The following is a 22,523-nucleotide window of genomic DNA, read 5'->3' as shown; positions in this document are numbered from 1 at the left end:
TTACACCGTTTCCTGATAATCCCGTTTATTGTTTTGTCCCTGCAGACGCTGCAGTTCGATTTCCACCTGCTGCGCCCGCCAGATATTGTTCATGACGTGCACCATGGCCTTGGCCGAGGACTCGATAATGTCGGTGGTCAAACCGACGCCGTGGAACCGGCGGCCCTGGTAATCCACCACGATATCCACCTGGCCCAGCGCATCCCGGCCGTGACCCTTGGCGGTCAGCTGGTATTTTTGCAGGGTGATGGAATAGCCGGTAATGCGGTTCAGCGCCTGGTATACCGCGTCCACCGGGCCGTTGCCGGTGGCGGCTTCCGCCGTGACCTCATCGCCGCAGGCCAGTTGTACCGAGGCGGTGGCGATATCATGGGAGCCGGACTGTACGCTAAAAGAGTCCAGGCGGAAATGCTCGGGCTCTTCCTGTTGCTTGCTGATAAAGGCCAACGCTTCCAAATCATAGTCGAACACCTGGCCCTTTTTATCCGCCAGTTTGAGGAAGGCGGCGTACAGCTCGTCCAGGTTATAATCCTGTTCCTGATAGCCCATTTCATGCATGCGGTGTTTCACCGCCGCGCGGCCGGAGCGCGAGGTCAGGTTCAGTTGCACCTCTTTCAAGCCGATGCTTTCCGGCGTCATGATTTCGTAGTTTTGCCGGTTTTTCAGCACCCCGTCCTGATGGATTCCGGAAGAGTGGGCAAAGGCGTTGGAGCCCACCACCGCCTTGTTGGCCGGGATCGGCATATTGCACAGCTGGCTGACGATTTGGCTGGTACGGTAAATTTCCTGATGGTTGATATTGGTGTGCACGCCCATGATGTCCTCGCGCACTTTAATGGCCATGATCACTTCTTCCAGCGCGGTGTTGCCGGCCCGTTCGCCGATGCCGTTCAGCGTGCCCTCCACCTGACGCGCCCCGGCCTGTACCGCGGCGATAGAGTTGCCCGTCGCCATGCCTAAATCGTCATGGCAGTGTACGGAAATGATGGCTTTATCGATATTGGGCACACGCTGGAACAGAGAGGTAATGATGCCGCTGAATTGCAGGGGAGTGGTATAGCCGACGGTGTCCGGAATATTAATGGTGCGGGCGCCGGCGGTAATGGCCGCCTCGACGATCCGGCACAGATTATCAATGGGCGTGCGGCCGGCGTCTTCACAGGAGAACTCCACGTCGTCGGTATAGTTGCGCGCGCGTTTGACCGACTGCACCGCCATTTCCATCACCTGCTCGAAGCTGCGCTTGAGTTTGGATTCAATATGCAGGGTGGACGTCGCCAGGAAAACATGAATACGAAATGCCTCGGCAACCCGCAGCGCTTCGGCGGCGACGTCGATATCTTTCTCCACGCAGCGGGCCAGGCCGCAGACCCGGCTGTTTTTGATCTGCCGGGCGATGGTTTGTACCGATTCAAAATCCCCCGGCGAAGAGACCGGGAAGCCCACTTCCATGATATCGATGCCCATCCTTTCCAGCGCCAGGGCGATTTGCAATTTTTCCTTGACGCTGAGGCTGGCCTGCAACGCCTGTTCTCCGTCGCGCAGCGTGGTATCGAAAATAATAACTTGTTGGCTCATATCCTGTTCCTGTTTCGCTACTCTGATTCGCAGTTCGGGGCGCATTGCGGGCATAAAAAAACCCGCGCAATGCGCGGGTTTTTATCTGGGACGTTTGAGTCAGTTCTAAACTCCGTGTACCAGCATACCGCGCATCAAGGGTGCGAGTAGTAGTAGGCTTAGTAGACGGGTAGAAACGAACATGTTATATCGGCGTCCAGGTCATGAATGGTTATTGGTATTTATTGGTACATGAATCGTTCTTCGATGTCAACATTTCATACATAATGCTTATTACCGGGGGACAAATGTCTTCCTTGAAGCGGCAATGTTAAGCTCCGTAATTGTTTACAGAGGCAGTGCCGGGAAGTCATTTTCGGAAATTTACCAGTTTAATCTGCCATTAACTCATCATTGTGCGGAACTATATGTAATTCATCTTAGGCCGACAATATTTTTGGCAATTGCCTGGTTCATCAACAGGCGCTATCGTTACCGGTCATAAATTAATAATAAGCAGTCATTCAGGGTGTCATTACTGATAATTTCCCTGTGCCAAGCGACAGTCGGCATTGCCGCTGTCGCAGAACCTACGTAAGCCTGGAGGCAAACCCATGGAGATGTTGTCAGGAGCCGAGATGGTGGTCCGGTCGTTGATCGATCAGGGCGTTAAACATATATTCGGTTATCCCGGCGGGGCCGTATTGGATATTTACGATGCATTGCATACGGTCGGTGGGATTGAACATATTTTGGTGCGCCATGAGCAGGGCGCGGCTCATATGGCCGACGGCTATGCCCGCGCTACCGGCAAGGTGGGCGTGGTGCTGGTGACATCCGGACCCGGCGCCACCAATGCCATCACCGGTATTGCCACCGCCTATATGGACTCCATCCCGCTGGTGGTGATTTCCGGCCAGGTGGCAAGTCAGCTTATTGGTTATGACGCGTTCCAGGAATGCGACATGGTGGGCATCTCCCGCCCGGTGGTGAAACACAGTTACCTGGTGAAAAAGACCGAGGATATCCCCGGCGTGCTGAAAAAGGCTTTCTATCTGGCCTCCACCGGCCGCCCCGGACCGGTGGTGGTGGATTTGCCCAAGGATATCCTCAGCCCGGCGGTGAAATTGCCTTATCTCTATCCCGATTCGGTATCGATGCGCTCCTATAACCCCACCGTGCACGGCCATAAAGGGCAGATTCGCCGGGCGCTGCAAACCCTGCTGGCCGCCGAACGGCCGGTTATCTATACCGGCGGCGGAGCGATAACCTCAGGCTGTTACCAGGAGCTACGCCAACTGGCGGAAAAGCTGAATATTCCGGTGGTAAGTTCGCTGATGGGCCTGGGCAGTTTCCCCGGTACCCATCGACAGAGCCTCGGCATGCTGGGAATGCACGGCACCTATGAAGCGAATATGGCCATGCACCGGGCCGATGTGATCTTTGCCGTCGGCGTGCGTTTCGACGATCGCACCACCAATAATCTGCTGAAGTACTGCCCCGATGCCCAGGTATTGCACATCGACGTGGACCCGGCGTCGATTTCCAAAACCGTGACGGCGGATATACCCATTGTCGGCGATGCCCGGCAGGTGCTGATTCAAATGCTGGAACAGCTGGATCAGAACGATAAACGGCAGCCCTTCGATGCGCTGCGCGACTGGTGGCAGGACATTGAGCAGTGGCGCGGCCGCCACTGTCTGAACTATGACCACCACAGCGGCAAAATCAAACCCCAGGCGGTCATTGAAACGCTGTATCGCCTCACCGGCGGCGACGCTTATGTGGCCTCCGATGTGGGACAGCACCAGATGTTCGCCGCGCTCTATTATCCGTTCGATAAACCCCGGCGCTGGATCAATTCCGGCGGTCTGGGCACCATGGGCTTCGGCCTGCCGGCAGCCCTGGGGGTGAAATTGGCTCTGCCCGAGGAAACGGTGATTTGCGTCACCGGCGACGGCAGCATCCAGATGAATATCCAGGAACTCTCAACCGCCTTGCAGTACGGATTACCGGTGGTAGTGGTGAGTTTGAACAACCGTTACCTGGGCATGGTCAAGCAGTGGCAGGATATGATCTATTCCGGGCGCCACTCCCAGTCCTATATGGAATCGCTGCCGGATTTCGTCAAACTGGCGGAAGCCTACGGTCATGTGGGGATTTCCATTCAAACGCCGGAAGAGCTGGAGCCAAAGCTTACCGCCGCCCTGGCGCAAAAGAATCGCCTGGTGTTCGTCGATGTAATGGTTGATGGTACGGAACATGTCTACCCCATGCAGATTCGCGGCGGCGGCATGGACGAAATGTGGTTAAGCAAAACGGAGAGGACGTGATTATGCGCCGGATTTTATCGGTATTATTGGAAAATGAATCGGGCGCTTTATCGCGGGTTATCGGTCTGTTTGCCCAGCGCGGTTATAATATCGAAAGCCTGACCGTGGCGCCTACCGACGATCCCACCCTGTCGCGCATGACCATCCAGACCATGGGCGATGCCAAGGTGCTTGAACAAATCGAAAAACAGCTGCACAAACTGGTGGACGTGCTGCGGGTCAGCGAACTGGGTCAAGGCGCGGGAACCCATGTGGAACGGGAAATCATGCTGGTGAAGGTGCAGGCAAGCGGCGGGATGCGCGAGGAAGTCAAACGCTGCGCCGATATATTCCGCGGGCAAATCGTGGATGTGACCCCCTCGCTGTATACCGTTCAGTTAACCGGCACCAGCGACAAACTGGACGCGTTTTTGGCCACTATTCGCGAGGTGGGGGAAATTGTCGAGGTAGCCCGTTCCGGCATCGTCGGTCTCTCCCGCGGCGACAAGGTGATGCGCTGATTGCCGGCCCGGGCGGCCTGCCCGGGTAACAGAGCCTCTCCATTCAGAGGCTTATCTTACTTCGGCTATCTCATCTCTTACATTTACTTCTTAGCGTTTTCTGCTGATAGTTGTAGCATAGTTTAATTCCCCGATGGGATTATGGATATCTAGGGTAATTTTTAACCTTATCATCAGCGCAAAGGAGTCTCTGTGAAACTGGATGAAATCGCGCGCCTGGCTGGTGTTTCGCGCACAACCGCCAGTTATGTGATTAACGGCAAAGCGAAACAGTACCGCGTCAGCGATAAAACCGTGGAAAAGGTGATGGCGGTGGTGCGTGAGCATAACTACCATCCCAATGCGGTTGCCGCCGGCCTCAGGGCAGGTAGAACGCGCTCCATAGGTCTGGTCATCCCGGATCTGGAAAATACCAGTTATACCCGTATCGCCAATTATCTTGAGCGGCAGGCGCGCCAGCGCGGTTATCAACTGCTGATCGCCTGTTCCGAAGATCAGCCGGATAATGAGATGCGCTGCGTCGAACACCTGTTGCAACGGCAGGTGGATGCTATCATCGTCTCCACCGCCCTGCCGCCGGAACACCCCTTTTATCAACGCTGGGCCGATGACCCCTTTCCCATCGTGGCGTTGGATCGCGCCCTCGATCGCGAGCATTTTATCAGCGTGGTGGGTGCGGATCAGGAGGATGCGGAAATGCTGTCCCGGGAACTGCGCACGTTCCCCGGCAAGCAGGTGCTCTATCTCGGCGCGTTGCCGGAACTGTCGGTGAGTTTTTTACGCGAGCAAGGTTTCCGGCAGGGATGGGGTGACGATGCCCGGCAGCCCGATTACCTGTATGCCAACAGCTACGAGCGTTCGTCCTCGGCGGCGCTGTTCAGCCATTATCTGGAAAGCCATCCGATGCCGCAGGCTATCTTCACCACCTCGTTTTCCCTGCTGCAGGGCGTCATGGACGTGACTCTAAAACGCAGCGGGCGTCTGCCGCCGGATTTGGCCATCGCCACCTTCGGTGATAACGAACTGCTGGATTTCCTGGAATGCCCGGTGCTTGCGGTGGCGCAGCGCCACCGGGAAGTGGCGGAACGGGTGCTGGAACTGGTATTGGCAAGCCTGGATGAACCCCATCGGCCCAAACCCGGATTGACGCGTTTGCGGCGCAGCCTTTTTCGGCGCGGTTCCCTTAGCCGCGCCTGAGACAAGGAAAATAGTATTGACACCATGGCTCCGAAACGGGGGAGCCATGTGAATTAATTGACGTAACCCGCCACGTGGAACAGCCGGCGGCAATACTCGAGAAAATAGCCATAAGCCACGCCCAATATCATCGAACCGACGGCATTGGACGCCACGGCGGTCATCATTTGCTGCATATCCGCTCCCACCGACCAGAGAATAACGGCGTAAACCGGTGACTGGAAACTGACATAGGCCAACAGGTCGGCGACATTGCGGGTCCAGAACGAATCGGGACCGTAACGCCGGGCCAGACGCAGCGCCGCATCGCGGTACTGGCCGAACGGCCACGCAATGGCAATATTCACCGGTACCGAAACCAGCCGCGAGGAAAGGGACTGCTCCACGCTCATTCCCGACATGAAAATCTCGATAGCCATCCCGGCTATAAAACAATACACCACTAAAGCAAACGTATCGGCCGCGGCCATGCGTAAACGAGACGAACGGGAAAACATAGCAGGGCTCCAGAATAAAAAGTGGGCTAAATGTTTCGGATTTAACGATTAGCCAACATAGCGTATTATGATGCTTATTTAATATGATATAGGTTACATCACTGGATGTGTCTAGTTAACTAGTGATTTATCTTTATTTTTAATATTAAATTGGACCAATGCACTGTAAAAATATTTTTTTGGCGAGAAGCGGACTATTAACCTCGGCCTGGATGATAAAACATATAATTTACATATAGTTATAAACATGGCGTTTGCGACGGTACTTTTAGCTCGTGGTTAAACGCAAAGAGGGTAGGGGTATTTCTTCAAAGAAGGATCTTTTAGGATAATTCCGGTTTAATGGAATAAACGGTCTGGCAACAAATTAAAAAATGCAGAGAAAATCGCCAGCCGCAGACCTATTTTTGCGGCAAAAACGGGTTTTAATTTATACCGGCGGCATCGTTATATTTCGCTGACAATTTCATTTAGCGAAAAGTAACGGTTTTAAAAAAAACCTGATGTTAAACAAATCGGGCGCGTTTCTGGGTCAGATGCCGATTGAGCGCCTCGCCGCGGATGGCGTATAATCAGCCCGCCGGACGATCCGCCCCCCATCGGGAGATGGGTTTTGGGATATATCACAAATTTACGTATTTTTTATCAGAATGCCCTCTTTATGAATATCATGATGTTATTTGTATACTTTTTTACCCTTCTTCAACTAATTCCCTTCAGAGTGTCTTATTTCATGCATAAATAATCCCCTTCTTGCTCTTTAGTAGCTTGACAATGTTTTAATACCATTCGTACACTCTTTTGCGTGGGAATAAGTGGGATAATGTGGTGAAAAGGGTTTTAGAGGGGTAAATCAGCATATGTTCCGTGGGGCAACGTTGGTTAATCTCGACAGCAAAGGCAGGCTCGCCGTGCCGACCCGTTACCGGGATAAGCTGATTGAGGAAACGGAGGGCTTGATGGTCTGCACCATTGACCTTCACCAACCATGCCTGTTGCTTTACCCGCTGCCTGAATGGGAAACCATTGAACAAAAGCTGTCGCGCCTGTCGAGTATGAATCCCGCCGAACGCCGTGTTCAGCGTTTGTTGCTGGGGCATGCCAGTGAATGTCAGATGGACGGCGCCGGTCGGTTGTTAATCGCGCAAACATTACGGCTGCATGCCGGACTTACCAAACAAGTGATGCTGGTCGGACAATTCAATAAGTTTGAGTTGTGGGATGAACAGACCTGGTATCAACAAGTCAAGGACGATATAGACGCTGAACTGTCGGCACAGGAACCGCTTTCTGTGCGACTACAAGACTTGTCTCTATAGCTATGGCAGAAACTTATCAACACACCACCGTCTTGCTGGATGAAGCGGTTAACGGCCTGAATATACGCCCCGATGGTATTTACATCGACGGCACCTTCGGGCGCGGTGGTCATTCACGTCTTATCCTGTCCCGCCTGGGCGCGGAAGGACGGCTGCTGGCTATCGATCGCGACCCGCAGGCCATTGAAGCCGCGCGTGCGCTGCAAGACACCCGGTTCAGCGCGATTCACGGCCCGTTTTCCGCTCTGGCCGAGTACATGGCCGAGCGGGAACTGACCGGACGCATAGACGGGATTCTGCTGGATTTGGGCGTCTCTTCCCCGCAGCTGGACGATCCGATGCGGGGATTCTCATTTATGCGCGACGGACCGCTGGATATGCGGATGGACACCACCCGCGGCCTGTCCGCCGCCGAATGGCTGCTGAAGGCGGACGCCGAAGACATCGCCTGGGTGTTGAAAACCTTCGGCGAAGAGCGGTTCGCCAAACGTATCGCCCAGGCCATCGTGGAAAAAAACCAGCAATCGCCGATGACCCGTACTCATGAACTGGCGGAGCTTATCTCCAATGCCAGTCCGTTTCGCGAAAAACATAAGCATCCGGCCACCCGGAGCTTCCAGGCGATTCGCATTTATATCAATAGCGAACTGGAAGAACTGGAACGGGCGCTGGATGGCGCCCTCGCCGTATTGGCCCCGGGCGGGCGCTTATCGGTGATCAGTTTCCATTCACTGGAAGACCGGCTGGTTAAACGCTTCATACGCGATCATAGCCGCGGTCCGCAGGTGCCCGCCTATATGGCGTTGACGGAAACGCAGATTGCCGAACTGGGCAAACCGCAGTTGAAGGCCGCGGGCAAAATGCAGCCCTCGGAGGACGAGGTGGCGGGCAACCCGCGCGCGCGCAGTTCGGTGCTGCGCCTGGCGGAGAAACTGCCGGCATGATGGGCAACGAACGGCACGGGCTGATTGGCGTCATCGGTTCGGACCTGCTCCGCCATGCCAAGATACCGGTGATATTGCTGGTGGCGGTGCTGGTATCGGCAGTCCTGGTGGTGACGACCACGCACGAAACGCGCCGGCTGACCGCCCAGAGGGAACAACTGGTCTTGGAGAGGGACGCGCTGGATATCGAATGGCGCAACCTGATCCTGGAAGAAAACGCCCTGGGGGACCACAGTCGGGTGGAACGTATAGCGACGGAAAAACTGAAGATGCAGCATGTGGATCCTGCACAGGAAAATATCGTGGTTCAACAATAACGAACGCAAACGGATGGCCAAAAATTAATGAAAGCCGCACGGGCGATTAGATTGAAACGCTATGTTGATCAAGCCAGCTTTGTAAGCTGGCGTTTTGCGTTGTTGTGCGGCTGTATCGTTATCGCCTTGCTGGGGCTGGTCTTCCGGGTGGGTTATCTGCAGGTCATTAATCCCGACATGCTGGTGCGTGAAGGGGATATGCGATCGTTGCGCGTCCAGGAAGTGCCCACCTCCCGGGGCATGATCAGCGACCGCGCCGGTCGCCCGCTGGCGGTGAGCGTGCCGGTGAATGCCGTCTGGGTCGATCCGAAGGAGCTTAACGATCAGGGCGGCATTACCGCCGATAGCCGCTGGAAAGCGCTGTCGGACGCGCTGTCGCTGCCGCTGGATCAGATGGCGTCCCGTATCAACGCCAATCCCAAAGGGCGTTTCGTTTATCTGGCCCGGCAGGTTAACCCGGCCATCGGCGACTATATCCGCAAACTGAAGCTGCCGGGCGTCAACCTGCGGCAAGAATCGCGCCGCTACTACCCCGCCGGGCAGGTCACCTCCCATCTGATCGGTTTTACCAATATCGACAGCCAGGGCATCGAAGGCGTGGAAAAAAGCTTTGATCGCTGGCTGACGGGGCAGCCGGGGGAACGCACGGTGCGCAAGGACCGTTTCGGCCGGGTTATCGAGGATATCTCCACGGTGGACAGCCAGGCGGCGCATAACCTGGTGCTGAGCATTGATGAACGGCTGCAGGCATTGGTTTATCGCGAACTGAACAACGCAGTGGCGTTCAATAAGGCGGAGTCCGGCACCGCCGTGCTGGTTGACGTCGGTACCGGCGAAGTGCTGGCCATGGCCAACAGCCCCTCCTACAATCCGAATAATCTCACCGGCACCGCGAAAGACGTGATGCGCAACCGCGCCATCACCGATATTTTCGAGCCGGGATCCACGGTGAAGCCGATGGTGGTAATGACCGCGCTGCAGCGGGGCGTTATCAAGGAAAACAGCGTACTCAACACCGTGCCCTATTACATTAACGGCCATATAATCAAGGATGTGGCCCGTTATCCTGAGCTGACCCTGACCGGGGTTTTACAAAAATCGAGTAACGTCGGCGTTTCCAAACTGGCGTTAGCGATGCCGTCCTCGGCGCTGGTAGATACCTATTCGCGTTTTGGGCTGGGAAAAGCGACCAATTTGGGGTTGGTCGGAGAAAGCAGTGGCTTATTTCCCCATAAACAACGGTGGTCTGACATAGAGAGGGCCACCTTCTCTTTCGGCTACGGGCTAATGGTGACGCCGTTACAGCTGGCCCGGGTCTATGCAACGATCGGCAGCCTGGGCATATTGCGCCCGCTGTCCATTACCCGTGTTGATCCGCCGGTGGCGGGGGAAAGAATTTTTCCCGAGCCCCTGGTGCGAACCGTGGTGCATATGATGGAAAGCGTTGCCCTGCCGGGGGGCGGCGGCACCAAAGCCGCCATTAAAGGCTATCGCATCGCCATCAAAACCGGCACCGCCAAAAAGGTTGGCGCGGACGGCCAGTATATCAATAAATATATTGCCTATACCGCGGGCGTGGCGCCGGCCAGCCAGCCGCGGTTCGCGCTGGTGGTGGTGATAAACGATCCGCAGGCGGGGAAATATTACGGCGGCGCGGGTTTCGCGCACCGGTATTCGGCGCCATTATGAGCGGCGTGCTGCGCACCATGAATGTGGAACCGGATGCGCTGCCCACCGGGGATAAAAATGAAATGGTAATTAATCAAAAAGAGGGATCAGGTGACCGAACGTAATTTGCGCGAACTGCTGGCTCCGTGGACGCCATCGGCGCCGGATCAGGGGCTTCGGGAAATGACGCTGGACAGCCGCACCGCGGCTTCCGGGGATCTGTTCGTGGCCGTCGCCGGCCATAAAACGGACGGACGCAGCTATATCTCCCAGGCTATTGCGCAAGGTGTTGCCGCGGTGGTAGCGGAAGCGGACGGCGTGGCCGGGGATGGCGAACTGCGCGTATTGCACGGCGTGCCCGTGGTCTATCTGAGCCAGCTCAACCGGCGGCTGTCGGCCCTGGCCGGCCGTTTTTACCAGCAGCCGTCCCTTAAGCTGCGGCTGGCGGGGGTCACCGGCACCAACGGCAAGACCACCACCACCCATCTGCTGGCGCAGTGGACTCAGCTCCTGGGCGAAGTGAGCGCCGTGATGGGCACCGTGGGCAACGGCCTGTTCGGACAGGAAGTCCCGGTGGAAAACACCACCGGTTCGGCCATTGACATCCAGCAGACCCTGTATCAGCTGCAGCGGCAGGGAGCGACCTTCGCCGCCATGGAGGTCTCCTCCCACGGCCTGGTGCAGTACCGGGTGGCCGATCTGCATTTCGCCGCCGTCGTCTTTACCAACCTCAGCCGCGACCATCTTGACTACCACGGCGATATGGAACATTACGAAGCGGCCAAATGGCGGCTGTTTGCCGATTATCCGGTGGCGCAGCGCGTCATCAATGCCGACGACGAGGTGGGCCGGCGCTGGCTGGCCCGGCTGCCGGACGCGGTGGCGGTCTCGGTCGCCGGGCAGTTGCCGGACCCGCGTCCGGCTCGCTGGCTGCGGGTGGACAATGTGGAATACCACAATACCGGCGTCAGCATCCGGTTCGATTCAAGCTGGGGCGACGGGCAGATCAAAAGCCGGCTTATCGGTGAATTCAATGTCAGCAACCTGATGCTGGCGCTGGCTACCTTGCTGGCGCTGGGATATCCCCTGGCGGAGCTGGCGCGCACCGGCAGCAAGCTGCAATCGGTTTGCGGGCGTATGGAGGTGTTCCACGGCGGCGGCAAACCCACCGTGGTGGTGGATTATGCCCATACGCCGGACGCGCTGGAGAAGGCGCTGACGGCGGCGCGGCTGCACTGCCACGGCAAATTATGGTGCGTGTTCGGCTGCGGCGGCGATAGGGATAAAGGCAAGCGCCCGCTCATGGGCGGCATTGCCGAGCAGTATGCCGACCGGGTGGTCATTACCGACGACAATCCCCGCGGAGAAGCGCCCCAGGCCATTATCGACGATATCCTGGCCGGGTTGCTGGATGCGGGCCGGGCCATGGTGATTCCGGGCCGCGCGGAAGCGGTTACCAGCGCCATCATGCAGGCATCGGAGCAGGACGTGGTGCTGGTGGCAGGTAAAGGCCATGAGGATTATCAGCTCATCGGCCAACAGCGCCTTGATTACTCCGACCGGACCACCGTGGCGCGTTTGCTGGGGGTATTGGCATGATTAACGTCTCTCTGCGCACCCTGGCGCCACTGCTGGACGGGGAATTGATCGGCGCCGATTGTACCGTCGAATCGGTGACCACCGATTCCCGCGCCGTGGGAGAGTCTTGCCTGTTCGTGGCCCTTCAGGGTGAAAATTTTGATGCCCATGATTTTGTCCCCCAGGCCGTCGCCGCGGGAGCTCGGGCATTACTGGTAAGCAAGCGCTTACCAGTGGATGTGCCCCAACTGCTGGTGAGCGATCCCCGCCGCGCCTTGGGATTGCTGGGGGCCTGGGTGCGCCGCCAGGTGCCGGCTAAAGTGGTGGCCCTCACCGGTTCGTCGGGGAAGACCTCGGTAAAAGAGATGACCGCCGCTATCCTGCGCCAGTGCGGACAGGTGCTGGCCACCGCAGGCAACTTCAATAATGATATCGGCGTGCCGCTGACCCTGCTGCGGCTGACCCCTGAGGATGCGTTCGCGGTCATTGAACTGGGCGCCAATCACATTGGCGAGATAGCGTATACCGCCGCCCTGGTCCGCCCCGACAGCGCGCTGGTGAACAATATCGCCGCCGCCCATCTGGAAGGGTTCGGCTCGCTGGAAGGGGTGGCCCGGGCCAAAGGGGAAATTTTCTCCAGCCTGCCGGACGAGGGATACGCCATTATCAACGCCGACAGCCACGACTGGCCTAACTGGCAAAGCCTGCTGCGGCGCCAGACCGTCTGGCGTTTTTCAGTGACCGACAAAACGGCGGAGTTCCATGCCGAGGGCATCAAGGCGCAGGGGGGCAGCGTGTTTTTTACGCTGCATACGCCGCTGGGGGCATGCCCGGTAACCCTGCCGCTGCCGGGACGCCATAATGTAGCCAATGCCCTGGCGGCGAGCGCCCTGGCGCTTTCGGCGGGCGCTCCCCTCGAGGCGATAAGCGCCGGACTGGCCAAGCTCGCCGCCGTGCCGGGGCGGCTGTTTCCCATTTCTTTGGGCAATAACCGGTTATTGCTGGATGACAGCTATAACGCCAATGTCGGCTCCATGACCGCCGCCGCGCAGGTATTGGGAGAGATGCCCGGCTACCGGGTCATGGCGGTGGGGGACATGGCCGAACTGGGGGACCAGGCCGCGCAATGCCATCGGCAGGTGGGAGAGGCGGTGCGCCGCGCGGGCATCGATAAAGTATTAAGCGTCGGCAAGCTGAGCGGCCTTATCGGCGAGTCCAGCGGATGCGGCGAACATTTTTCGGATCAGGCGTCGCTGACTTCGCGTCTGGCGCAGTTATTGTCCGAGCATGCTGTTATTACCGTGTTGGTAAAAGGTTCACGTAGCGCCGCAATGGAGCAGGTCGTGCGTGCGTTACAGGAGAAAGTGTCATGTTAGTTTGGCTGGCCGAGCATTTGGTCCAATTCTATTCGGGCTTTAACGTCTTTTCGTATTTGACGTTTCGCTCCATTGTCAGCTTGCTGACCGCACTGTTTATTTCGTTATGGATGGGCCCGCACTTAATCGCCTGGCTGCAGAAACTGCAAATCGGGCAGGTGGTGCGCAGCGACGGACCTGAGTCCCATTTCAGTAAACGCGGGACCCCCACCATGGGCGGTCTGATGATCCTGTTTTCCATCACCGTATCGGTACTGATGTGGGCTTACCCGTCCAACCCTTACGTCTGGTGCGTGCTGTTTGTGCTCTTGGGCAATGGCGTGGTGGGTTTTATCGATGACTACCGCAAGGTGGTGCGTAAAGACACCAATGGCCTGATCGCCCGCTGGAAATATTTCTGGCAGTCGGTGATAGCGCTGGCGGTGGCGTTCACCATGTACGCGGTAGGTAAGGGGACGCCGGCCACCCAACTGGTGGTGCCGTTCTTTAAAGACATCATGCCGCAGCTGGGCCTGCTGTATGTGGTCTTGGCGTATTTCGTTATCGTCGGCACCAGCAACGCGGTGAACCTTACCGACGGGCTGGACGGACTGGCGATTATGCCCACGGTGTTTGTCGCCGCCGGGCTGGCCCTGGTGGCCTGGGCCACCGGCAACATGAATTTCGCCAACTACCTGCATATACCCTATATCCGGTTTGCCGGGGAGCTGGTCATCGTATGCACCGCCGTGGTGGGGGCCGGATTGGGCTTCCTATGGTTCAATACCTACCCGGCGCAGGTTTTTATGGGGGATGTGGGTTCCCTGGCCCTGGGGGGAGCCCTGGGCACCATCGCGGTGCTGCTGCGCCAGGAGTTCCTGCTGGTGATCATGGGCGGGGTATTTGTGATGGAGACCATGTCGGTGATCCTGCAGGTGGGGTCATTTAAACTGCGCGGCCAGCGGATATTCCGCATGGCGCCTATCCATCATCACTATGAATTGAAGGGCTGGCCGGAGCCACGCGTCATCGTGCGCTTCTGGATTATTTCGCTGATGCTGGTCCTGATTGGACTGGCGACGCTGAAGGTAAGGTAAACATGAACGATTATCACTATAAGAAAGTCGTCATTATCGGGTTAGGACTAACCGGCCTTTCCTGTGTCGATTATTTTATCAGCCGGGGCGTCACGCCGCGGATGATGGACACGCGTTTTAACCCTCCCGGATTGGATAAACTCAGCGACGGGGTGGAGCGCCATCTGGGCAGCCTGAATGAAGAGTGGCTGCTGGAGGCTGATTTGATCGTGGCCAGCCCCGGCATTCCCTTGTCCCATCCTGCGCTGAGCGCCGCCGCCGATGCGGGAGTGGAGATTGTCGGCGATATCGAGCTGTTTTGCCGCGAAGCGAACGCGCCCATTGTAGCCATCACCGGTTCCAACGGTAAAAGCACCGTCACCATGCTGGTGGGGGAAATGGCCAAGCAGGCCGGCCGGCAGGTGGGGGTGGGCGGCAATATAGGCTGGCCGGCGTTAATGCTGCTTAACCAGCCCCAGGAGCTCTACGTGCTGGAATTGTCCAGTTTTCAGTTGGAAACCACCTCCAGCCTGCGGGCCGCCGCCGCCACAATTCTCAACGTCACCGAAGACCATATGAATCGTTATCCCCTGGGCATGCAGCAATATCGGGCGGCCAAATTGCGGATTTATGAAAACGCCGGGGCGTGCGTGGTGAATGCCGAGGATCCGCTGACGCTGCCGGTGCGCGGCCGGGACAACCGCTGCATCGCTTTCGGCGCGGCGGCGGGTGAGTATCGTCTGGACGGCCGGTGGCTGCAGGTAAGGGGAGAGCATGTACTGGATACCGGCGAGATGAAGCTCACCGGCCGTCACAACCACACCAATGCGCTGGCGGCCCTGGCCCTGGCGGATGCGGTGGGAATTCCCCGCGACGCCTGCCTGGCCGCGCTGAGGAGTTTCTCCGGCCTGGCCCACCGATTCCAATTGGCCTATGAAAATCACGGCGTGCGCTGGATAAATGATTCCAAGGCCACCAATGTCGGCAGCACAGAAGCGGCGCTTAACGGACTGAAGGTGGACGGTACGCTGCACTTGCTGTTGGGGGGCGACGGTAAAGGCGCGGATTTCACGCCGCTGTTCCCCCTGTTGCAGGGGGAAAACATCCGCTTGTACTGCTTTGGCCGCGACCGCGACCCGCTGGCGGATCTGCGCCCGGATGTCGCCATCCGGACCGAGACCCTGGAGCAGGCAATGCGGGAGATTGCCGGCCGGATCAAACCGGGGGATATGGTGTTACTGTCGCCGGCCTGCGCCAGCCTCGATCAGTTCCGCAGCTTCGAACACCGCGGCGATGAATTCACGCGACTGGCGAAGGAGCTCGGCTGATGCGGATACCGGGAATGAGCCATTTCGGCGGGTTGAAAGATTGGATAATGGGCGTGCGCGAAGTCGAGGCGCCCACCAATGTGCTTTACGATCGCACCCTGCTGTGGCTGACCCTGGGCCTGGCCTGTCTCGGTTTTGTCATGGTCACCTCGGCCTCCATGCCCATTGGGCAGCGGCTGTCCGACGACCCGTTTTATTTCGCCAAGCGCGATGCCTTCTACCTGGCGCTGTCGTTCGGGCTGGCGATGGTGACGCTGCGGGTGCCGATGGAGGTGTGGCAGCGCTACAGCTCGGCGATGCTGCTTATCACCATGGTGCTGCTGCTGGTGGTGCTGGTGGTGGGCAGCTCGGTGAACGGCGCGTCGCGCTGGATAGCCCTGGGCCCGTTGCGCATCCAGCCCGCCGAACTGTCCAAGCTGGCGCTGTTTTTTTACCTCGCCAGCTATCTGGTGCGCAAGGTGGAAGAAGTGCGCTCCAATTTCTGGGGATTCTGCAAACCCATGGGGGTGATGGTGGTGCTGGCGGTCCTGCTGCTGGCGCAGCCCGACCTGGGGACGGTGGTGGTGTTGTTCGTTACCACCCTGGCGATGCTGTTTCTGGCCGGCGCCAAGCTGTGGCAATTCCTGGCCATTATCGGTTCGGGCATCTTCGCGGTGGTCTTGCTGGTGGTCGCCGAGCCCTATCGTATGCGTCGGGTCACCTCGTTCTGGAATCCCTGGGAAGACCCGTTCGGCAGCGGCTATCAGCTGACCCAATCGCTGATGGCGTTTGGACGCGGCGAGTTCTGGGGACAGGGCCTGGGTAATTCGGTGCAGAAGCTGGAGTACTTACCGGAGGCGCACACCGACTTTATCTTTTCGATTTTAGGCGAAGAGCTTGGCTATTTCGGTGTGGTTTTAACGCTGTTGATGGTATTCTTCGTGGCTTTTCGTGCTATGTCCATCGGCCGCAAGGCCCTGGAAATCGATCAGCGCTTTTCCGGTTTCCTGGCCTGCGCCATCGGTATCTGGTTCAGCTTTCAAACCTTGGTGAACGTCGGCGCGGCGGCCGGTATGTTGCCCACCAAAGGGTTAACCCTGCCGTTGATCAGCTACGGCGGTTCAAGTTTATTGGTGATGTCTACGGCGATAGTGTTGTTGATGCGTATTGATTTTGAAACCCGCCTGACCAAAGCGCAGGCGTTTGCAAGGGGTCCCCGATGACCGGGAAAACCCGACGTTTAATGGTCATGGCCGGCGGAACCGGCGGCCATGTCTTTCCCGGACTGGCGGTGGCCCCTTATCTGATTGACCGGGGCTGGCAGGGGCGCTGGCTGGGTACCCCCGATCGGATGGGAGGTGGTTTTGGGGCGGAAAAACGGTATCGATATCGATTTTATCCGTATCTCCGGTTTGCGGGGCAAGGGATTACGCGCCCAACTGGCTTCGCCGCTCAGGATCTGGCGCGCGGTGCGGCAGGCGCGAGCCATTATGCGCGCCTACCGGCCGGATGTGGTGCTGGGCATGGGCGGCTACGTTTCCGGACCGGGTGGATTGGCGGCCTGGTTATGCGGCGTACCGGTGGTCTTGCACGAGCAAAACGGCATCGCCGGGCTGACCAATCGCTGGCTGTCGAAAATCGCCAAAAAAGTGCTGCAGGCCTTTCCCGGCGCGTTTCCCCGGGCCGAGGTGGTGGGCAATCCGGTACGCACCGACGTGCTGGCGCTGGCGCCTCCCGCCGAACGGTTTGCCGGCCGGCAGGGGCCGGTACGGGTGCTGGTTATCGGCGGCAGCCAGGGGGCGCGGGTACTGAATCAGACCATGCCGGGCGTCGCCGCCGGGCTGGGGGAACGGATCACTCTGTGGCACCAGGTGGGCAAGGGCGCGCTGGCGGAGGTAAACCGCGCCTATGCCGAAGCCGGACAATCCGGCCACAAGGTGGTGGAGTTCATCGACGATATGGCGGCGGCCTATGCCTGGGCCGACGTGGTGGTCTGCCGCTCCGGCGCATTGACGGTGAGCGAAGTGGCCGCAGCCGGACTGCCGGCGATTTTTGTGCCCTTTATGCACAAAGACCGGCAGCAGTACTGGAATGCCCGGCCGCTGGAGCAGGCAGGCGCGGCGAAGATTATTGAACAGCCGCAGTTTTCGGTGGCAAGCGTGAGCGAACTGCTCGCCGCCTGGGATCGAACAACGCTGCTGACGATGGCGGAAAACGCCCGCAAAGCAGCGATTCCGGACGCGACGGAGCGGGTGGCGCGGGTAGTGGCGGCGGCGGCTAAAGCCTGACAACAGGCGCGGCGCGGCAACGAATAAAAGACCGGATGGGCCCTCGGGCCCATCCGATGAGAAACATCATACTTAAGTGGTTAAAACGTGAATACACAACAACTGGCGAAACTGCGATCCATAGTGCCCGAGATGCGTCGAGTGCGGCAAATTCACTTTGTCGGCATCGGCGGCGCCGGCATGGGCGGCATCGCGGAAGTGCTGGCGAATGAAGGTTATCAAATCAGCGGCTCGGATCTGGCCCCCAACGCCGTGACCCAGCAATTGTCCGAGCTGGGGGTGAAGATATTCTTCAACCACCGGCCGGAAAATATCAGCGAAGCCAGCGTCGTGGTGGTCTCCAGCGCCATTGCCGCCGATAACCCGGAGATCGTGGCGGCCAAAGAGGCGCGTATTCCGGTGATCCGCCGCGCGGAGATGCTGGCGGAACTGATGCGCTTTCGCCACGGCATCGCCATCGCCGGTACGCACGGTAAAACCACCACCACCGCCATGGTGGCCAGTATCTATGCCCAGGCCGGACTCGACCCGACCTTTGTCAACGGCGGTCTGGTGAAGGCGGCGGGAGTGCATGCGCGCCTGGGGTGCAGCCGCTACCTGATTGCCGAGGCGGACGAAAGCGACGCGTCGTTCCTGCATCTGCAGCCGATGGTGGCGATTATCACCAATATCGAAGCCGACCATATGGACACCTACCAAGGCGACTTCGAAATTTTAAAACAAACGTTTATCAGCTTTTTGCATAACTTGCCTTTTTACGGGCGCGCGGTGATGTGCGTGGACGATCCGGTGATCCGGGAACTGCTGCCGCGGGTAGGCCGCCATATCACCACCTACGGTTTTAACGAGGCGGCGGACGTGCGTATCGCCGATTACGTGCAGCAAGGGGCCCAGGGCAGCTTTAGCGTCTATCGGCAAGACAAGCCGGTACTCTCGGTGGAATTGAACGCGCCGGGCCGCCACAACGCGCTGAACGCGGCTGCGGCCATTGCGGTCGCTACCGAGGAAGGCATCGACGACGACAGCATCCTGCAGGCGCTGGCGCAATTCCAGGGGACCGGCCGCCGCTTTGATTTCCTCGGCACCTATCCGCTGGAGAATGTCAACGGCAAGCAGGGGAATGTGATGCTGGTGGATGATTACGGCCATCACCCCACCGAAGTGGACGCTACCATCAAGGCGGCGCGCGCCGGCTGGCCCGATAAGCGGCTGGTGATGGTATTCCAGCCTCATCGGTATACCCGGACAAGAGATTTGTATGAGGATTTTGCCACCGTATTGTCCGGAGTGGATGTGCTGTTTATGCTGGATGTGTATCCGGCGGGCGAGGCGCCCATCCCCGGCGCCGATAGCCGCTCGCTGTGCCGCACCATTCGCGGGCGCGGCAAAATCGATCCCATCATGGTGGCGGATATGGACGCGCTGCCCGATACGCTGGCGCTGGCTTTGCAGGACAACGATCTGGTGCTGATGCAGGGCGCCGGTACCGTGGGTAAAATTGCGCGCAAACTGGCCGATACCCATTTACAGCCGAACCTTGCCACTACGCTTGAGGGGCCTCATGTCTGAGAAGGTAGCGGTTTTATTGGGCGGGACTTCCGCCGAGCGCGACGTCTCGCTGCAATCGGGACAGGCGGTGCTCGCCGGCTTGCAGGCCGGCGGGATAAACGCCCATGGGGTTGATACCCGCGATATCTCGGTACTGAGCCTGAAGGAGCGGGGTTTCGATAAGGTTTTTATTGCCCTGCACGGCCGCGGCGGCGAGGACGGTACCCTACAGGGGGCGCTGGAGTTTATCGGCCTGCCGTATACCGGCAGCGGCGTGATGGCCTGTGCGTTAACCATGGATAAGCTGCGTACCAAATGGCTTTGGCAGGGCAGGGGACTGCCGGTACCGCCTTATGTGGCCCTGGATCGCGAAGGTTACCGGCAAAACCCGTCGGCAGAGGCGGAACCGCTGCGGGCGCTGGGCATGCCGGTGATAGTGAAGCCCAGCAACGAAGGCTCCAGCGTCGGCATGGCCAAGGTTGAGCGTCCGGAGGATTTACCGGCCGCACTGGCGGAAGCCTTCCGTTATGACGAAAGCGTGCTGGTGGAAAAATGGCTGAGCGGACCGGAATTCAGCGTTTCCATCCTGGGAGACCGGGTATTGCCGTCGGTGCGTATCCAGCCGTCGGCGACGTTTTACGATTACGAGGCGAAGTATCTGTCGGACGAGACCCGTTATTTTTGTCCGGGCGGGCTGGATGACGAACAGGAACAGGCATTAACGCAGCTGGCGCTCCGCGCCTGGCGGGCGGCGGGATGCGGTGGCTGGGGACGGGTGGATATCATGGCCGACGATGACGGGGAGTTATACCTGCTGGAGGTGAATACCTCACCGGGCATGACCCGGCATAGCCTGGTGCCGATGGCGGCACGGCAAAGCGGAATGGATTTTTCCTCTTTGGTCATGAACATTCTGGCGTTGGCGGGCTGATATGTCCCAGGCAGCGATAAACATCCGCAACCGCGAGACGGAAGATGACGCCGGCAGACGCAGCAACGGCGGCCAGCTCGCGGGTTTGCTGTTTCTGCTGATGGTGCTGGCCACCATTGTCTGGGGCGGCTGGATGGTGGTTGCCTGGATGAAGGATGTGCATCGTTTGCCCCTGTCCCGACTGGTGGTTACCGGGCAGCGTTATTACACCACCAATGACGATATTCGCCAGGCGATTTTGTCCCTGGGGGCGCCGGGGACGTTTATGACGCAGGACGTCAACGTTATCCAGCAGCAGATCGAGCGATTGCCTTGGATCAAGCAGGCCAGCGTACGCAAGCAGTGGCCTGACGAACTGAAAATCCACCTGGTGGAGTATGTGCCGGTGGCGCGCTGGAACGATCTTCATATGCTCGATGCCGGCGGCAAGGTGTTCAGCGCGCCGGCGGAACGGGTCGGCCATCAGACCATGCCGCTGCTGTACGGTCCGGAGGGCGGAGAGCAGGATGTGCTGACGGGTTACCGCGAGATGAATGAGGTGATGGCGGCCCATAAGCTTACGTTGAAGACCGTCAGTATGAGCGCGCGCCATTCATGGCAGCTCACTCTGGCGGATGATACCCGGCTCGAATTGGGCCGGGACGACAGAACCCGGCGTTTACAGCGCTTTATCGGGATTTATCCGGTCCTTCTCCAGCAGGCCCGGACCGATAATAAACGTATTAGTTATGTGGACTTGCGTTACGACGCGGGGGTTGCCGTTGGATGGGCGCCGGCGTTTATCGACGATGCAAAAAGCAATTCGCAACAGAGTCAGAATCAGGTACAGGCTAAACAATAATGATCAAGTCGACGGACAGAAAATTGGTAGTTGGACTGGAGATCGGTACGGCAAAGGTTGCCGCATTGGTAGGGGAAGTTCTGCCCGATGGCATGGTCAATATTATCGGGGTGGGCAGTTGCCCGTCCCGGGGTATGGATAAAGGCGGCGTCAATGATCTCGAATCGGTGGTGAAGTGCGTGCAGCGCGCCATCGATCAGGCCGAACTGATGGCCGATTGCCAGATATCTTCGGTATACCTGGCGCTGTCCGGCAAACATATCAGCTGCCAGAACGAGATAGGGATGGTTCCTATTTCAGAAGAAGAAGTTACGCAGGAAGATGTGGAGAATGTGGTGCATACCGCAAAATCCGTGCGCGTTCGTGATGAACATAGAATTTTACATGTGATTCCACAGGATTATGCTATTGATTATCAAGAAGGTATCAAAAATCCGGTGGGATTGTCCGGCGTGCGGATGCAAGCCAAGGTTCATCTGATTACCTGCCATAATGATATGGCGAAAAATATTGTTAAGGCCGTTGAACGCTGCGGCCTGAAAGTGGACCAGCTGATCTTCGCCGGCCTGGCCTCCAGCTACGCGGTACTGACCGAAGATGAGCGGGAACTGGGGGTTTGCGTGGTGGATATCGGCGGCGGCACCATGGACATGGCGGTGTATACCGCCGGCGCGCTGCGGCATACCAAGGTTATCCCGTACGCGGGCAACGTGGTTACCAGCGATATCGCCTATGCTTTTGGTACGCCCCCGCCGATGCGGAGGCCATAAAAGTCCGGCACGGGTGCGCGCTGGGGTCGGCGGTGAGCAAAGACGAAACCGTGGAAGTTCCAAGCGTCGGCGGACGTCCGCCGCGCAGTCTGCAGCGGCAGACCCTGGCGGAGGTGATTGAACCCCGTTATACCGAATTGCTGAACCTGGTGAATGACGAAATCCTGCAACTGCAGGAACAGCTTCGCCAGCAGGGAGTAAAGCATCATCTGGCCGCCGGTATCGTGCTGACCGGCGGCGCGGCTCAAATTGACGGCCTGGCGGCCTGCGCGCAACGGGTGTTCCATACCCAGGTGCGCATCGGGACGCCGCTGAATATTACCGGTCTGACGGATTACGCTCAGGCGCCTTATTATTCAACCGCCGTCGGGTTATTGCATTATGGTAAAGAATCTCATTTGAGCGGTGAGGTTGAAGTAGAAAAACGTACCTCGGTAAGCAACTGGGTAAAACGTATCAGCAGCTGGCTGAGGAAAGAGTTTTAATATCTTACTTGC

The 22,523-nt window shown here is 58.3% G+C and carries 16 protein-coding genes and 3 pseudogenes; 17 read left to right on the top strand and 2 right to left on the bottom strand.

Annotation, left to right across the window (positions count from 1 at the left end):
• Complete coding sequence (gene leuA / locus GTU79_RS23255; RefSeq protein WP_132925955.1) at nt 1-1,578, bottom strand: 2-isopropylmalate synthase; 1,578 nt, start codon at nt 1,576-1,578, stop codon at nt 1-3.
• Between the two features lie 593 nt (nt 1,579-2,171).
• On the opposite strand from leuA, the gene ilvI reads away from it, so the two are divergent.
• The 3 genes from ilvI to cra all read left to right on the top strand — a co-directional run bounded on the left by ilvI (nt 2,172) and on the right by cra (nt 5,587).
• Nucleotides 2,172-3,890, top strand: a complete 1,719-nt coding sequence (ilvI, locus tag GTU79_RS23250) for an acetolactate synthase 3 large subunit (protein WP_132925957.1) — start codon at nt 2,172-2,174, stop codon at nt 3,888-3,890.
• A gap of 2 nt (nt 3,891-3,892) precedes the next feature.
• On the top strand, nt 3,893-4,390 hold the full coding sequence (gene ilvN, locus GTU79_RS23245; RefSeq protein WP_165934232.1) for an acetolactate synthase small subunit: 498 nt from the start codon (nt 3,893-3,895) through the stop codon (nt 4,388-4,390).
• Nucleotides 4,391-4,582: 192 nt separating this feature from the next.
• Nucleotides 4,583-5,587 (top strand): catabolite repressor/activator, encoded by a 1,005-nt coding sequence (gene cra, locus GTU79_RS23240; protein ID WP_203523895.1) that lies wholly within the window; start codon nt 4,583-4,585, stop codon nt 5,585-5,587.
• 53 nt (nt 5,588-5,640) lie between these two features.
• Here cra and GTU79_RS23235 read toward each other — a convergent pair whose 3' ends face one another.
• Entirely contained in the window at nt 5,641-6,084 is a 444-nt protein-coding gene (locus GTU79_RS23235; RefSeq protein WP_203523894.1) for an L-alanine exporter AlaE, read from the bottom strand.
• An 860-nt stretch (nt 6,085-6,944) separates the two neighbouring features.
• Between GTU79_RS23235 and mraZ the strand changes: the two genes are divergently transcribed.
• The 14 genes and pseudogenes from mraZ (at nt 6,945) to ftsA (ending at nt 22,511) form a co-directional block, all read left to right on the top strand.
• The gene (mraZ, locus tag GTU79_RS23230) at nt 6,945-7,403 is read left to right on the top strand and encodes a division/cell wall cluster transcriptional repressor MraZ (protein WP_132925963.1); all 459 of its coding nucleotides are present in this window, start codon (nt 6,945-6,947) and stop codon (nt 7,401-7,403) included.
• Nucleotides 7,404-7,405: 2 nt separating this feature from the next.
• Nucleotides 7,406-8,347, top strand: coding sequence for a 16S rRNA (cytosine(1402)-N(4))-methyltransferase RsmH (gene rsmH / locus GTU79_RS23225; protein WP_203523893.1), 942 nt, complete (start codon nt 7,406-7,408; stop codon nt 8,345-8,347).
• Nucleotides 8,344-8,664, top strand: a complete 321-nt coding sequence (ftsL, locus tag GTU79_RS23220; RefSeq protein ID WP_132925967.1) for a cell division protein FtsL — start codon at nt 8,344-8,346, stop codon at nt 8,662-8,664. The genes rsmH and ftsL overlap by 4 nt, the downstream gene beginning before the upstream one ends.
• Nucleotides 8,665-8,691: 27 nt before the next feature.
• Nucleotides 8,692-10,457: pseudogene (locus GTU79_RS23215) on the top strand (peptidoglycan glycosyltransferase FtsI).
• On the top strand, nt 10,444-11,931 hold the full coding sequence (murE, locus tag GTU79_RS23210; protein ID WP_203523892.1) for a UDP-N-acetylmuramoyl-L-alanyl-D-glutamate--2,6-diaminopimelate ligase: 1,488 nt from the start codon (nt 10,444-10,446) through the stop codon (nt 11,929-11,931). The pseudogene GTU79_RS23215 and the gene murE overlap by 14 nt, the downstream one beginning before the upstream one ends.
• Nucleotides 11,928-13,286, top strand: coding sequence for a UDP-N-acetylmuramoyl-tripeptide--D-alanyl-D-alanine ligase (gene murF, locus GTU79_RS23205; protein WP_214513413.1), 1,359 nt, complete (start codon nt 11,928-11,930; stop codon nt 13,284-13,286). Before murE ends, murF begins: the two co-directional genes overlap by 4 nt.
• Nucleotides 13,280-14,362, top strand: coding sequence for a phospho-N-acetylmuramoyl-pentapeptide-transferase (mraY, locus tag GTU79_RS23200; protein WP_132925973.1), 1,083 nt, complete (start codon nt 13,280-13,282; stop codon nt 14,360-14,362). Before murF ends, mraY begins: the two co-directional genes overlap by 7 nt.
• A 2-nt stretch (nt 14,363-14,364) precedes the next feature.
• Nucleotides 14,365-15,669 (top strand): UDP-N-acetylmuramoyl-L-alanine--D-glutamate ligase, encoded by a 1,305-nt coding sequence (gene murD / locus GTU79_RS23195; protein ID WP_203523890.1) that lies wholly within the window; start codon nt 14,365-14,367, stop codon nt 15,667-15,669.
• A complete protein-coding gene (gene ftsW / locus GTU79_RS23190) occupies nt 15,669-16,871 on the top strand; it encodes a cell division protein FtsW (protein ID WP_132925977.1) in 1,203 nt (400 codons plus the stop codon). Before murD ends, ftsW begins: the two co-directional genes overlap by 1 nt.
• Nucleotides 16,868-17,936 (top strand): annotated as a pseudogene (gene murG / locus GTU79_RS23185) (undecaprenyldiphospho-muramoylpentapeptide beta-N-acetylglucosaminyltransferase). The gene ftsW and the pseudogene murG overlap by 4 nt, the downstream one beginning before the upstream one ends.
• Nucleotides 17,937-18,023: 87 nt before the next feature.
• Nucleotides 18,024-19,505, top strand: coding sequence for a UDP-N-acetylmuramate--L-alanine ligase (murC, locus tag GTU79_RS23180; RefSeq protein WP_203523888.1), 1,482 nt, complete (start codon nt 18,024-18,026; stop codon nt 19,503-19,505).
• On the top strand, nt 19,498-20,415 hold the full coding sequence (locus GTU79_RS23175; protein ID WP_203523887.1) for a D-alanine--D-alanine ligase: 918 nt from the start codon (nt 19,498-19,500) through the stop codon (nt 20,413-20,415). The genes murC and GTU79_RS23175 overlap by 8 nt, the downstream gene beginning before the upstream one ends.
• Nucleotide 20,416: 1 nt before the next feature.
• Nucleotides 20,417-21,256 carry a cell division protein FtsQ gene (gene ftsQ / locus GTU79_RS23170; protein WP_203523886.1) on the top strand — a complete coding sequence of 280 codons (840 nt, stop codon included), beginning with the start codon at nt 20,417-20,419 and terminating at the stop codon, nt 21,254-21,256.
• Nucleotides 21,256-22,511 (top strand): annotated as a pseudogene (ftsA, locus tag GTU79_RS23165) (cell division protein FtsA). The gene ftsQ and the pseudogene ftsA overlap by 1 nt, the downstream one beginning before the upstream one ends.
• Nucleotides 22,512-22,523: the final 12 nt, after the last annotated feature.

This window comes from Sodalis ligni (assembly GCF_016865525.2).
Classification (GTDB): Bacteria; Pseudomonadota; Gammaproteobacteria; order Enterobacterales; family Enterobacteriaceae; genus Acerihabitans; species Acerihabitans ligni.
The sequence above is the reverse complement of the archived record's forward strand: the minus strand, read 5'-3'. Positions and strand labels throughout refer to the sequence as shown.